The organism is Bradyrhizobium sp. CCBAU 21365, assembly GCF_015291305.1.
Classification (GTDB): Bacteria; Pseudomonadota; Alphaproteobacteria; order Rhizobiales; family Xanthobacteraceae; genus Bradyrhizobium; species Bradyrhizobium elkanii.
In genome coordinates, this window is sequence record NZ_CP030036.1 from 6774793 (window position 1) to 6788121 (window position 13329).

Annotated in this window: 15 protein-coding genes and 1 other RNA gene; 7 read left to right on the forward strand and 9 right to left on the reverse strand. The window is 65.0% G+C overall.

The window, feature by feature from the left end; all coding sequences use genetic code 11:
• Window positions 1-3: 3 nt before the first annotated feature.
• From XI02_RS31955 to rsmH, 3 genes are read right to left on the reverse strand one after another with little or no spacing between them, the layout of a single operon-like run.
• On the reverse strand, window positions 4-1761 hold the full coding sequence (locus XI02_RS31955) for a penicillin-binding protein 2 (RefSeq protein WP_016846575.1): 1758 nt from the start codon (window positions 1759-1761) through the stop codon (window positions 4-6).
• Between the two features lie 11 nt (window positions 1762-1772).
• On the reverse strand, window positions 1773-2222 hold the full coding sequence (locus tag XI02_RS31960; RefSeq protein ID WP_038379031.1) for a hypothetical protein: 450 nt from the start codon (window positions 2220-2222) through the stop codon (window positions 1773-1775).
• A 2-nt stretch (window positions 2223-2224) separates the two neighbouring features.
• The gene (rsmH, locus tag XI02_RS31965; protein WP_172647424.1) at window positions 2225-3220 is read right to left on the reverse strand and encodes a 16S rRNA (cytosine(1402)-N(4))-methyltransferase RsmH; all 996 of its coding nucleotides are present in this window, start codon (window positions 3218-3220) and stop codon (window positions 2225-2227) included.
• Window positions 3221-3800: 580 nt separating this feature from the next.
• Here rsmH and XI02_RS31970 point away from each other — a divergent pair.
• Window positions 3801-4667, forward strand: coding sequence for an N-acetylmuramoyl-L-alanine amidase (locus XI02_RS31970; RefSeq protein ID WP_026193138.1), 867 nt, complete (start codon window positions 3801-3803; stop codon window positions 4665-4667).
• A 120-nt stretch (window positions 4668-4787) separates the two neighbouring features.
• On the forward strand, window positions 4788-5015 hold the full coding sequence (locus XI02_RS31975) for a hypothetical protein (RefSeq protein WP_016840052.1): 228 nt from the start codon (window positions 4788-4790) through the stop codon (window positions 5013-5015).
• A gap of 80 nt (window positions 5016-5095) precedes the next feature.
• Here the strand turns inward: XI02_RS31975 and XI02_RS31980 are convergent, their stop codons facing one another.
• Both XI02_RS31980 and XI02_RS31985 read right to left on the reverse strand, forming a co-directional pair.
• A complete protein-coding gene (locus tag XI02_RS31980; RefSeq protein WP_028342193.1) occupies window positions 5096-6331 on the reverse strand; it encodes an RNA polymerase sigma factor in 1236 nt (411 codons plus the stop codon).
• 69 nt (window positions 6332-6400) lie between these two features.
• On the reverse strand, window positions 6401-6760 hold the full coding sequence (locus XI02_RS31985; protein ID WP_016840051.1) for a YciI family protein: 360 nt from the start codon (window positions 6758-6760) through the stop codon (window positions 6401-6403).
• 234 nt (window positions 6761-6994) lie between these two features.
• Here XI02_RS31985 and XI02_RS31990 point away from each other — a divergent pair, with 234 nt between their 5' ends.
• Complete coding sequence (locus tag XI02_RS31990; protein WP_172645837.1) at window positions 6995-7150, forward strand: hypothetical protein; 156 nt, start codon at window positions 6995-6997, stop codon at window positions 7148-7150.
• Window positions 7151-7157: 7 nt separating this feature from the next.
• Window positions 7158-7358: a hypothetical protein gene (locus XI02_RS31995; protein WP_069278004.1), complete on the forward strand. Its 201-nt coding sequence runs from the start codon at window positions 7158-7160 to the stop codon at window positions 7356-7358.
• A 20-nt stretch (window positions 7359-7378) separates the two neighbouring features.
• Here XI02_RS31995 and XI02_RS32000 read toward each other — a convergent pair whose 3' ends face one another.
• The gene (locus tag XI02_RS32000; protein ID WP_069278005.1) at window positions 7379-7813 is read right to left on the reverse strand and encodes a PAS domain S-box protein; all 435 of its coding nucleotides are present in this window, start codon (window positions 7811-7813) and stop codon (window positions 7379-7381) included.
• A 104-nt stretch (window positions 7814-7917) separates the two neighbouring features.
• Window positions 7918-8817 carry a LysR family transcriptional regulator gene (locus tag XI02_RS32005; protein ID WP_172647423.1) on the reverse strand — a complete coding sequence of 300 codons (900 nt, stop codon included), beginning with the start codon at window positions 8815-8817 and terminating at the stop codon, window positions 7918-7920.
• A 146-nt stretch (window positions 8818-8963) separates the two neighbouring features.
• Here XI02_RS32005 and rnpB point away from each other — a divergent pair.
• Window positions 8964-9378: RNase P RNA component class A (rnpB, locus tag XI02_RS32010), an RNA gene on the forward strand.
• Between the two features lie 173 nt (window positions 9379-9551).
• Here rnpB and XI02_RS32015 read toward each other — a convergent pair.
• Together XI02_RS32015 and XI02_RS32020 are read right to left on the reverse strand one after the other, a co-directional pair.
• Complete coding sequence (locus XI02_RS32015) at window positions 9552-11003, reverse strand: GntP family permease (RefSeq protein WP_172647422.1); 1452 nt, start codon at window positions 11001-11003, stop codon at window positions 9552-9554.
• A 4-nt stretch (window positions 11004-11007) separates the two neighbouring features.
• Window positions 11008-12027 carry a patatin-like phospholipase family protein gene (locus XI02_RS32020; protein ID WP_026193140.1) on the reverse strand — a complete coding sequence of 340 codons (1020 nt, stop codon included), beginning with the start codon at window positions 12025-12027 and terminating at the stop codon, window positions 11008-11010.
• A 228-nt stretch (window positions 12028-12255) separates the two neighbouring features.
• Here XI02_RS32020 and XI02_RS32025 point away from each other — a divergent pair, with 228 nt between their 5' ends.
• Together XI02_RS32025 and XI02_RS32030 are read left to right on the forward strand one after the other, a co-directional pair.
• On the forward strand, window positions 12256-12435 hold the full coding sequence (locus tag XI02_RS32025) for a hypothetical protein (RefSeq protein ID WP_016840044.1): 180 nt from the start codon (window positions 12256-12258) through the stop codon (window positions 12433-12435).
• Window positions 12436-12731: 296 nt separating this feature from the next.
• Window positions 12732-13133 (forward strand): hypothetical protein, encoded by a 402-nt coding sequence (locus XI02_RS32030; RefSeq protein ID WP_311988649.1) that lies wholly within the window; start codon window positions 12732-12734, stop codon window positions 13131-13133.
• Window positions 13134-13329: the final 196 nt, after the last annotated feature.

A 13329-nucleotide genomic window follows, 5' to 3' on the forward strand; every position in this document is an offset into this window, starting at 1 on the left:
GCCTTACTGGGTTGTTCTGGATGCCGCAAGAATAAGGCGGTCGGACGGCGGCAGGTCGAATCGCGGTTCAACGCCCAAAAGCGGCGCAATTCGGGCGATCACATTGCCGCCGGTCGGCACCGCATTCCAGCCCGAGGTGATGAACCCGTAGGTCTCCTTCAGGGGCTGCGGCTCGTCGAGCATGATCAGGAGCTGGTATTTCGGATTGTCGGCGGGCAGGATCGCGGTGAAGGCGTTGAGCACGCGCTTCTTGGCGTAGCGGCCGTTGATCACCTTCTCCGCGGTGCCGGTCTTGCCGCCGATATAGTAGCCCTTGACGTCGGCCTTCTTCGCGGTGCCGATCTCGGCATTGAGCCGCATCAGATAGCGCATCTTGTCCGAGGTCTCCGGCTTGATGACGCGCCTGGCGAGCGCCATCGCCTCCTGCTCGGTGCGCTTCAGGAAGGTCGGCGGAATCAGGTAGCCGCCATTGACCAGCGCGTCGATGCCCATCACCGCCTGCAGCGGCGCCACCGCGATGCCGTGACCGAACGAGATGGTGACGGTGTTCAACTCTCCCCACTTCTTCGGCACGATCGGCGACGCGCTCTCCGGCAGTTCGGTGCGCAGCCGCTCGAGCTGCCCCATCTTGCGCAGGAAGGCCTTGTGCGCGTCGACGCCCATCGCCAGCGCAATGCGCCCGGCGCCGATGTTGGAGGAATAGTAGAACACCTCCTTCATGTTGATCATGCGGCCCATGTTGTGATCGTCATGGATCGCGAACTTGCCGTAATGCAGCGGGCCGCGCGCATCCCACATCGAGTTGAGGTCGAACCGGCCGCTATCCAGCGCCATCGCCAGCGTGAACGCCTTGAAGGTCGAGCCCATCTCGTAGACGCCGGTGGTCAGGCGGTTGATGCGATCGGGATCGTGCGCCTCCTTCGGATTGTTCGGATCGAAATCCGGCAGCGACACCATCGCCACGATCTCGCCGGTGCGCACGTTGGAGACGAGGCCGGAGGCGGCCTTGGCCTTGAACTTCTCTTTCGCCTTGAGCAATTCGTCGCGCAGCGCGTGCTCGACGCGCAGGTCGACCGACAGCTCCACCGGCTTCTGCAGCCGGTCGGTGGCGAAGCCCGCGCGATGCAGATCGGCCAGACCGTTGCTGTCGAGCCACTTCTCCATGCCGGCGATGCCCTGGTTGTCGATGTTGACGAGGCCGATCAGGTGGGCGACCTCGTTGCCGGTCGGATAGACACGCTTGTTCTCGCGCAGGAAGCCGACGCCGGGAAGGCCGAGGCGATGGATGTCGCTCTGCTGCTTCGGCGTGATCTCGCGCTTCAGCCAGACGAAGCCCTTGCGCGACGACAGGCGGTCGCGCACCTCGCTGGTGTCGAGATCGGGCAAGGCGCCGGTCAACAACTCGATCGCCTCGTCCTTGTCGATCAGGCGGCGCGGCTCGGCGAACAGGCTCGGCGCCTTGACGTCGGTCGCGAGGATTTCGCCGTTGCGGTCGGTGATGTCGGGCCTGGCGGTCGCGATGGCGTCCTGCGAGGCGGTGCGGCGCGCGCCATGGCTGTCGGCGCCGACGGCGAACAGCACCAGCCTCCCCGCCAGCACGCAATAGACCGCGGCGAAAGCGAGGATGGCGAGGCCAACGCGCGCGCGCGCCTTGGCGGCGCGGTCGACATTGCTGCCATACAGCAGCGTGCGGATCAGCCGCTGGTTCCAGGGCTCGGCGGGTTTTGCGGCCGGCGTGTTGGCGGGTGCCGGATCGGTCATGGCTGGTCCCGTCATTGCTGGTCTCCCCCGCCCTGCCCGGAGTCATCGAGCGCAGGCTGGTCGGCGGCCGGCTGGTCGGTCGCCGCCTTGTCGATCGATCCGGTCGTGCTGTCGGGCGCCGCCGCGGCCTCGATGGTGTCGATCATCGCGCCGATCGGATCGCGCGAACCGGGCCGCGTGAAGCTCGGCGGCCGCTCCGGCAGGTTCTTCAGGGAATCGTACTGGTTGGCGTTGATCGGCTTCAGCGGCAGATGGCGCTCGGCAAGCCCCTGCAACCGGAGCGGCGCGTCGAGCTTGGCCCATTCGGCGCGCAGCCCGGCGATCGCGTTGCGCTGCTCGCGGATCTCGGCATTGAGCTGCAGCACGCGTTCGACGCGCGCGGTCGATTCCATCTTGATGCGGTAGACATAGGACGCCGCGAAGATCAGCATGCCGATGACGAGGAGATGGAGAAGGCGCATCGTCACCCTCCCCGCTTCAGGTCGGACAGGCGCGGCCATGACGGCAGGTCGTCGTCGGCGTGCACCGGCGCCGCGGTGCGTTCGGCGGCACGCAGCTTGGCCGATCGCGCGCGCGGATTGGCGGCAAGCTCGGCCTCATCAGGCGTCACCGGACGCTTGGTCAGGATCTGAAAGCTCGGCGCCGAGTGCGCTACCTCGGGCAAATGCCGCGAGCCGGCGGAGACCTTGCCGCGCAGGCTGAGGAAATTCTTGACGATGCGGTCTTCCAGCGAATGGAACGAAACCACGACGAGCCGGCCGCCCGGCTTCAGCACGCGCTCGGCGGCTGCGAGCGCCAGATAGAGCTCATCGAGCTCTTCATTGACGAAGATGCGCAGCGCCTGAAAGGTCCGCGTCGCCGGATGGATCTCGTTCGGCTTGGCGCGCACGACTTTCGCGACGATATCGGCAAGCGCGTCGGTCGTGGTGATCGGCGCGTCCTTGCGCGCGGCGACGATGGCGCGGGCAACGCCGCGCGAATGGCGCTCCTCGCCGAAGATATAGATGATGTCGGCGAGTTGTTTCTCGGAAGCCGCCGCGACCACATCGGCCGCGGTCGGGCCACTCTGGGCCATCCGCATGTCGAGCGGACCGCCGAGGCGGAACGAGAAGCCGCGCTCGGCCTGGTCGAGCTGCATCGAGGAGACGCCGACATCCATCACGACGCCGTCGACCGCACCCACCCCCTGCGACGCGCAGACCTCGGCGAGATTGGAGAAGCGATCCTCGACCAGCGTCAGCCGACCGCCCGCGCCGTCGACCAGATCGAAGCCGCCGGTTATCGCGGTGCGGTCGCGGTCGATGCCGATCACGCGGGTCTCGGCGACATCGAGGATCGCCCGGCTGTAGCCGCCGGCACCGAAGGTCGCGTCGACATAGATGCCGCCGGCGCGCGGATCGAGATACGCGACCGCCTCGCGTCCCAGCACCGAAATGTGACGCGGCGCACGCTCGCTCATGCGCCGCTCCCCGGCGGGGCCGCGTAACTGGCATACAAGCTGGGTGCGCGCCGACTCATTGCGCCTCGAATCCTCGCGCCCAGAGCCTTCTTCGTTCCGATTGGACCGGAACGGAGCTCTGGATTCCTGTCTTGACGCGTCTTCTTCACGCGAACCGGTATCCACTTCGCTCGAAAACGCGTGAAAAAGCCGCTGCGTGACGCCAGCGCCAACTCCCGTCCTCGGCCGCAAATCCTGATATCCGACCGGAATTGGGAGGGTTTCCATGGGATTTCGCGCAAACAGCGGGGCTGAGCGTCCTTTGGCCGTCCCCCGAAACCGGTTCGGCACTTCACCTCTCAGTAACGGCACTTAACGTTAAGAAAACGTTGATGATCGGTTAGCGGAATCGCGCGCCTTTGATCCGCATTCGAGTGATACCCTCGCGACCCACTCCGGGCACAATGGCGCGGCGCATCATGCGGATCGTGGAACCGGCAAGGGCCGATTGCGCGGCCCGCACGGTAAAGGAATAGTAAACGCCTATTTGTTTATCCATATGTCAAAATGCTTTCTCCTGGTTCGGGTTTGAGTGATTCGTATGGCTTCAAGTTCGTCTTCGTCCGGCAACGCTGATCCGAAGCGTCAGCGCGCCCTCCCTGTTCCAAAGGGGGTGGCGGACGCGAAGACGTTCACGCCGGATTCCTCGATCGCCTCCGACGTGATCCCGTCGGCGAACTTCGGCGATCGCGCCAATGGCCGGCAACCCGACATGATCGTGCTGCACTACACCGGCATGCCCGACGTCGAAGGTGCGATCACCCAGCTCTGCACGGCCGGCACCGAGGTCTCGGCGCACTACATCGTGCTCGAGGACGGCCGCATCGTGCAGTGCGTGCCGGAGAGCAAGCGCGCCTGGCACGCCGGCGTATCGGCGTGGGCCGGCGATGACGACATCAACTCCTGCTCGATCGGCGTCGAGATCGTCAATCGCGGTCACGATTGGGGCTATCCGGACTTTCCACTGCGCCAGATCGCGGCCGTCATCGCGCTGTGCCGCGGCATCATGCTTCGCCGCAAGATCGTCTCGCATCGCGTGCTCGGCCATTCCGACGTGGCGCCGGCGCGCAAGAAGGATCCCGGCGAGAAATTCCCATGGCACTCGCTGGCCAATTCCGGCGTCGGGCACTGGGTGCAGCCGGCGCCGATCGTGCGCGGCGACGCGCTGCAGCTCGGTGCGATCAGCGACAGCGTCTCCAACATGCAGGCCGCGTTCCGGCGCTACGGCTACAACATCCCGACCAACGGCAAGTTCGACGGCCCGACCATGGAGGTCGTCACCGCCTTCCAGCGCCACTTCCGCCCGGAGCGCATCGACGGGATCGCCGACCGCTCCACCATGGCGACGCTGCATGCGCTGCTCGAGAGCCTGCCGCCGGATGCGGCGACGGCGGTCGCGTCGAGCTAGGCTCGCCTCCGTCCGTCACTGCGAGGAGCCGTGCATTTTCCGGCCAAGTGTGCATGCACGTTGGAACTTTTCGGCATATGCGGTCTTTGTAGCTGGGGCGGTCCGAGTGGAGATTCGTCCATGTTCAAAGCACTGATCGCAGGAGCTGCCGCCGTCGGCCTCATTGTCGCTCCGGCAGCCGCTGGCGCTATGTCGACCCAAAGCAAGACGATGTCGTCGACCCATCACAAGACCCAGAAGGTCCATCACGCGCAGAAGAAGATGGCACCCGGCACGACGACCGGCATGTCGAAGGGGACGACGACCGGGCAATCGAGCACCGGCGCCAAGGCAAAGACAGGGTACTGAGCACGCTCAACGCCGCACGGCGCGCTGACCATCGTGGATGAATCGCGCGCCGCCACTGGCCACGCACGAGACGGGGTGCGTCACCCCATCTCGGCGATCCGCCGCGCATAGAGCCGCCGCAGCGGTTCGAGTTGCGTGGCTGCCGTTGCGGCGAGATAGGCCTGCCGCGCTTCGTCCTTGCGGCCGAGGCGGCGCAGCAAATCGGCGCGCACCGCGGGCAACTGGTCATATCCCTTCAATGTGCCGCGCGCGTCCAGCGCGTCGATCAGGTCGAGCGCGCGCGCCGGGCCGTCGACCATCGACACCGCGGCGGCATGATTGAGCTCGATCACCGGCGACGGGCTGATGCGCAGCAGCACCTCATAGAGACCGGCGATCTGCGGCCAGTCGGTGTCCTTGTAACTCGGCGCCCGCGCGTGCAGCGCGGCGATCGCGGCCTGCACGGCGTAGGACTGCGGCCGGCCCGGCATCCGCAGAGCCTCCTCGACCAGTTCGAGGCCTTCGGCGATCTGCCGGAAATCCCACAGCGAACGGTCCTGCTCCTCGAGCAGCACGATATCGCCGCCGGCGGTCTGGCGGCCGGCGCGGCGCGCATCATGCAGCAGCATCAGCGCCAGCAGCCCCTTGATCTCGCCGCGCGCCGGGATCAGCGCATCGATCAGCCGCGCCAGCCGGATCGCCTCGCGCGCAAGATCGGGCCGCATCAGATCCTCGCCGGCGGTCGCCGCATAACCTTCGGTGAAGACGAGGTAGATCACCGCGAGCACGCCGGTGAGGCGCGGCTCCAGCGCCTCACGCTCCGGCACCTCATAGGGAATGCCGGCGAGTTTTATCTTTTGCTTGGCGCGCAAGAGGCGCTGCGCCATGGCGTCCTCGCTCACCAGGAAGGCGCGCGCGACCTCGACAGTCGTCAGCCCGCACACCGTGCGCAAGGTCAGCGCGACCTGGACCTCGGCGGCAAACGACGGATGGCAGCAGGTGAAGATCAGCCGCAGCATGTCGTCGTCGAGCGTTGCATCGGCCGGCTCGGGCGAGGACTCCGCATCGAGCAGGATTTGATGCGTCAGCTCCTGCTGCTTGCCGCGAAACGTCGCCGCGCGGCGGACGCGGTCGATCGCCTTGTTGCGGCCGACATTGACCAGCCAGGCGCGCGGATTGGAGGGGAATTCGCCGATCGGCCAGCGCTGCAGCGCGACCGCAAAGGCATCCTGAAGCGAATCCTCGGCCAGGTCGAAATCGCCGACGAGCCGGATCAGCGTTGCGAGCGCCCGGCCCGCCTCGTCGCGAAACACTTTTTCGATCTGGCTGGGGGTCATGGCGATCGATCGTTGCTCAGCGGCCGCGCCAGGCGACGCGGCCGCTACATCCATCTGGCGATGATGCCGCTATCGCGGGTTGTCGTAGATCATCACCGGCCTGACTTCGATCGAGCCGGTCTTGGCGCCGGGAATCCGCGCCGCGAGGCCGAGCGCCGTGTCGAGATCCTTGGCATCGACGAGATAGTAGCCGCCGAGCTGTTCGCGGGTTTCCGCAAACGGCCCGTCGGTCGTCAGCGTCTTGCCGTCGCGCACCCGCACGGTGGTCGCGGTCGATACCGGCTGCAGCCCGTCTCCCGCCTTGAAGTGTCCGCTCTGGATGATGGACTGGGTGTAGACCGCATATTCCGCCGACAGGGCCTTGCGGTCGTCGGCATTCATACGGCCATACTCCGCGTCGCTCCGGTAGATCAGCAACAGATATTGCATCTTATGAACTCCTCTTGATCGGCTGGATCGCCGACACCCAGTCGAACGGGCGACACGCAGGACGACATCGTCAGGATAAATTATTTTGGCCGCCCGGCGTGAATGCCTCGCCTGCCCGGCGGGCCGCGGCGCCGGCTTATATCGGATAGTCCGATAGTAACCGCCAGTATTATTCGTTTGTTAAATTCATGGCAGCGCGTAGCCTTGGGTGGCGATAACCTGGAGGGCTTCGCAATGACACCACTGCCGCAAACAGGACCGCGCCTTTCCCGGTTGCTGCTGTCGATGCTGTACCGGATCCTGCGCAGCCGGATCGTGGCGAAACCGCGCCACCACGCCAGTCAGGTCGCCTCGACCGTCGCCGCGGACGGCAATCCGCTCGGCGTGTGAGCGGGCAATGCAACGGGGCACCACGCGCCTGAAGGCGCTGCGTCAGCTGATCGCCGACGAAGGCCTGACCATCGCGATCCTTGCGGCGGTCGCCGCAGCGACGGTGGTCGCATTTGGTTTCGGTGCGGAAGCCGACATCGTCGCCTCGATGCTGATCATCGGCCTCGTGACCGCGCTGGCGGAAACCCGCATGCGATCGGGAAAGTAGCGGTCATCCCACCGCCGGCGTCATGACGATGTCCCGGCCTGCTGCGCGGCGCGGCGCCGCAACTCCTTGAGCTCCTCGAAACGCCTGGTCACGTCGCGCATCACGGCGACGGTGCCGGCGACCTTGTGCGCCGCATCGTGCAGCATCTCGATGGTGAATTCGACGGAGATGCGCGTGCCGTGCCTGGTCAGCGCCGGCACCGACAGCAGATCGCCCTGACCGTAGCGGCTCGTCCCGGTCGCCATCGTGCGCCGGAAGCCGGCCCAGTGACGCGCGCGCAGATTCTCCGGAATGATCAAATCGAGCGATTGTCCGATCGCCTCCTCGGCGCTGAAGCCGAACAGCCTGACCGCGCCGGGATTCCACAAGGTGATGCGGCCTTCGGCATCGGTCGCAACGATCGCGTCGGAGGCGCCCTTGAGCAACGCGTCTCCCACTTCTGCCGCAATATCCATCGTTTGACCTCCCGCTGACGCCATCCTGCTGTGAACGCGGACGTTTGCGCTGACAAGCGAAGAAAACCGATGGAACTGATCGGTGATGCCGATAGCAATCGCGGTCAGCGTCGCCGCCGCGTGGCGGGCCTCGGCCGCGGGAGGTCCGCGCTCGTATTCACATGTGACGCGGCGAGCCGATGCATGGTCTCGACCGCGCGCGCCAGATGATCGTCCTGGCTGTCAGCCGGATAGGCGACATAGGCCGGCATCGCAAAGCCAGGTGCGCCGGCGACGGCGTGCAGCCGCCGCGCCTTCAGGAGCGGCTCCACGATACGGCGCGCAAAGAATCCGGAGCCGCCATTCTCCAAGAGATGCTGCAATCCGAGCCAGCCGATGTTCACCGTCAGCGCGGGGCCGGCGAAATTCGGAAACAGCGTGGCGTGACGCGCGTAGAATTCGGGTCCCCAATCGACATAGACATAGCCCGGCCCCGGCTCCGGCGCGCTCTTCGAATCGGTCGACACCAGGATGAGCTGCTCCTCGAACAGCTGCTCGACCTTGAGGCCGGGGCGGCTCTGCGGCGTGTACATCACGCCGATATCGATGCGTCCCTCGACCAGCCCCTGCATCAGCTCGGGCTCGAGCGCGCTCTCGGCGCGGATCGAGATGTCGGGATGCGCGCGCGTCATCAGCGGCAGCCAGCGCAGCAGATACTCCTCCCAAAGGCCGATGCGGCCGCCGACCACCAGCGTCGCGGAAAATCCCTTGGGGATTCCGACGTCATGGCGCGCCTGCTCGACGGTGCGGACCAGCACCGAGGCGTGGCGCTGAAACTGCCGGCCCGCCGGCGTCAGCGTGGTGCCGGCCTTGTTGCGCACGAACAGCACGCAGCCGAGCTGCTGCTCGAGCGTGTGGATGCGGGTGCTGACGGTCGACTGGCTGACATGCAGCCGCTCCGCCGCGGTGATGAAGTTGCCGGCGCTCACCACCGTCAGGAACGTCCGGGCCAGTTCGGTATCCATGGCGCCTCGACCTTTGAATCGATCAAATCGATATCAAAGGCCCCTGCTCTGCGAATGTCAAAATCGAGGACCGGCCAGGCGCCACGCCAAGGGTTAACCATCGCAATCGCTTGACGCGGGCGGCCAAAGCCCGCATGCGTACGCCGTCAGTCGGCCGGACGGCCGCTCCCGCAAGCGCCGAAAGGCCGCGGGGGAGGAAAGTCCGGGCTCCATCGACATGCGGTGCCGGATAACATCCGGCGGGGGCGACCCCAGGGAAAGTGCCACAGAGAACGAACCGCTCCCTCCTCGGAGGAAGTAAGGGTGAAAAGGTGCGGTAAGAGCGCACCGCGTTTCCGGCAACGGAGACGGCATGGCAAACCACACCGGGAGCAAAACCGAATAGGGACGGCAACGCGGTTAGTTCGCGCTTGCGCGATAACACCGCAGGGCGATGTCAGGCCCGCTGTCCGGGTAGGTTGCCCGAGGCAAGGTGCAAACCTTGTCCCAGAGGAATGGCCGTCGCGCATCATTCGCAAGAATGGTGCCCTACAGAACCCGGCTTACAGGCCGGCTGATATTCTAAAGCGTTTTCGAGCGAAGTGGAGTTCCGGTTCACATCAAGAAAACGCGTCTTGCTTAGATGGACCATGAGGGGCTCGGCGCAACACGCCGGGCCCCTCGCCATTTTCAGGTGACCGTCATTCCAGCCAGGCTCGCCTTGCGGCCAGCAGAGTAGACCCATCACCCTTGCGTCAGAACGACCCGAAAGCGGTGCCGATCGCAATCACCGCTACGAGCGCGATAACTGAACTCACAATGCCGACCATGACAATGTCGAGATAGCTTTCGCGATGCTTGAGCCCACAGATCGCAAGCAGGCTGACGACCGCGCCGTTGTGAGGCAAAATGTCCAGTGTTCCCGAGCCGATCACCGCGACGCGATGCAAGAGGCCGGGGTCGATACCCGCCTCCGCGGCAAGGTGCATATAAGTCTGGCCCAACGCATCGAGCGCGATCGTCAAGCCGCCGGAAGCCGACCCCGTCAGCGCGGCAAGGATGTTCGTCGCGACCGCGAGCGACACCAATGGGCCGCCCTCAATTTGTAATACCCAGTCCCGCACCACGCCGAAAGCGGGAAGCGAGGCGATAACGGCGCCGAATCCGACAAGGCTTGCGACGCTCAGCGCCGGCAGGACCGACGCGTTGGCACCCGCATCCATGGTTCGTCGGAGTGCGGGCAGCCGCGTCCAGTTGCAGAGGATGACCGTCACGATCGCTCCCGCCAACGCCACGACAACCGACCAGACACCGGCCACGGCAGCCAGCGATGTATTGCCCCACCGCTGTTCGGCCAGGAACGAGAAATCAAGCCGAGGCAGCACAACGAGCGACATCACCAGATTGACGGCGACGACGACGATCAGGGGAAGGATGGCGTTGAAAATCGGGACAGCGGCGCTGCTGTGATGTCCGTGGCGGAGCTCCGCCGGGTCGAATTCCCGCGCCGTCGTAGCCCGCTCGCGCAACAGCTCATCGTCGGCGGCATCCGCCGGAACCGGCGGCTCGTCGCCATAACCCTCTTTTGCCCGATGCGCTGCCTTCTCCGCGCGAAGAAGCCACCACAGCCCGACGCCCAGCATGATGATCGATGCGACAACGCCGAGGCCCGGTGCGGCAAAGGGGGTCGTGCCGAAGAAAGGCATCGGTATCGCATTCTGTATCGACGGCGTGCCCGGCAGCGCCGACATGGTGAAGGTCGAAGTCCCGAGAATGACCGCCGCCGGTACCAGACGACGTGGAATCCCCGCGCTGCGAAACAGCGACTGCGCCATCGGAACGATGACAAAGAAGGCGACGAACAGGCTGACGCCGCCGTAGGTGACCAGCGCGCCTGCGAGCACGACCGCGAGGATGACCCGGCGTTCGCCCAGGCACCGGGAGATGAAGCTCGCGACCGCAGCGACCGCGCCGCTGTCGTCCATGAGCTTTCCGAACACGGCGCCGAGCAGAAAAATAGGAAAGAACTGCGCGAGAAACTCCGACGCACTACCCATGAAGGTCTGCGTCCAGTTGGCAAGCAGCGGCTCGCCGCCGAAGGCTGCGGCCACCAGCGCACAGAGCGGCGCGAGCAGCAGCACGCTCCAACCGCGGAAAGCAAGACAGACCAGCAGTCCAAGCCCGACGAGAATGCCGAGAAGACCCATCGTCTCAGCACTCCGCCAGCAGAATATCGAGATCTGCCGTCGAACGCTCACCGAGATCGGCGCCATGCGCGTCGAGGAATTCGCCGGCGGCTCGCCGCCCCTCCTCGTGCAGCTTGGCCACGAACGCCCATTCGGCATTAAGCTTGGATGACGAACCGAACGTCGCAAGCATGTCGCTCTTGATCCGGTGCGTCTTCATCTGCGCCCAGCGGGCGCCCTCCCCGGTACCGGGGTCGGCGACCTGGCGAAGCAACGCGATCATCCGCAGTTCCTTTGCCAGCGGCGAGTTGAATGAGATCTCGTTAAGCCGGTTGAGAATGTCAGCGGCCGTGCGCGGCTGCTCTGGCCGCTCGGTCGGGTTGATCTGGACGACGACGGTGTCGCGCGCGTCGGTCTCGCGAACGAGCGGCGTAATCGTCGGATTACCGGCATAGCCGCCGTCCCAATAGGGCTCGCCATCGATCTCGATCGCGCGAAACATCGTTGGCAGGCAAGCCGACGCAAGCAGGACATCCGCGGTAATCTCGGCGTTGCGAAAAATCCGTCCGCGGCCGGTACGCACGCGTGTGGCGGTGATGAAGAGCTTGATCGGCGCGCGTGCAAGACGCTCGAAATCGATGCTGTCGTTCAATATGTCGCGAAGCGGATTGAAGCCAAGGGGATTGAGGTCGTAGGGTGAAAGCATCCGCGACATCAAATCGGTGAAGAGATAGGCCGGGGAGCTGTCAAGCGACCAGCGTCCCATCAGGCGGTCGAGCGGCGACCGTTGCAACGGACTGAATGCGGCGGCGCGCGAGACGCTTCGCCAATATTTTTCAAGCGCTTCGCGTGCGCCGGCAGCGCCGCCCGCGGTCCAACCATCCGCCAGCACGGCTGCGTTCATCGCTCCGGCCGATGTCCCGGATATGCCCGCAATCTGAAACCATGGCTCTTCGAGAAGCCGATCCAGGACACCCCACGTGAACGCACCGTGCGATCCCCCACCTTGAAGCGCCAGGTCTACGAGCACGGGGCTGCGGTTCATGAATCCATGCTCACCAGCACGCGAGACATGAATTATGTCGCAGTTTAACCGAACATGCGAGACAAAGTTGCGGTCGCAGCCCAGTTCCGATGGCGAACTTCGAACGAAATTGTCTCAACTCGAAGCGAAGTCAACAGATCGCTTCATTGCAGCCGCAGGCTCGCATTTCTTGGAAGGCGACATGCATGGGTGGCGGGCGTAGAGTGTGTCCCGCGCGGAGGAACACAGATGGACCTTCAGAAGATCATGGCGAAGGCAAGGGACATCGCCAGGAGCAGCGGCACGATCACAACCGAGCAACTGAACGGGATGTGTCCCAACAATATGGAGCCTGAAGATATCGCGGCTCTCTTTGCGGCTCTGCGGACTGAGGGGATTCGTCTCAAGGACGACGAAGCAGAAAAGTAGCAGCCACTGTGCCTTGACACTATGGCAAGGCAATCGATCACTGCGATCGAAGCGCTGGCCGAGTTTGCATAGTGGCGGATTAGCCATCCGGCGGCATTGCAGCTATGATCCGCCAGAGCCGGACGTGTCCTTCTGCCCCGAGATTCAAGAAGATCAAAAGGAGGAATAGGAATGTCGGTCGCCTGCAAGTTCGAACGCAGCATCCTCAGCCATGAAGAATATGAGGCGATCCGCCTGACGCATCATCCCGCCATCTACAGCGTCGAGGTGGCTGAGCTCGAGGCCATGCGACCCGCTTGCGCAAGATGCGCGACAAGGAGCGAACGGTCGGCCGCCAAAAGCAACGAGAGAGCCGCGGAAAGGCCGAGGCTCGCGGCACGAGCTTTCCGGGAACCGCCAAGCATGCTTCGGAGCGTAAGCAGGTGTTCGCAGCGGCGCTGAAACGGGTCAACACGGAGCTCCGGCGTCAGCACAATTTGGCAGCCCGGACGGCACATGTCGAAGCGGCTCGAAAGGCCCTCGCACTGCACCGGGCCGCGAACTTCACGACGCGTCCCCCGGCTGGAGCCACCGCGAGCGAAGGCATGGCGTCGAAGCCGAGCGAACGCCGCCGAAAGATCGTTGCAGGCGCGAAGATCGGACGCGTATCGCAGGCGACAAAGGTCGCTCAAGCCGTGCGCGACGCGCGCGGTGCATGACCCGGGCAACAACCGCGTCTGATTGATTTCGACGCGGCGTCGGCATCGGCGGGATGCGCCAGCTGTCGCGGTTGCGCGCGGCCTCCCGCATGCTGAAACGGACGCGCGGCGCGGCATTTCGCCGGCATTGGCAATCCCGCCGACCTGGCCGGGATCAGCCCAATCTCCACCCGCGCTTTCCCGGGCTTGACTTAGA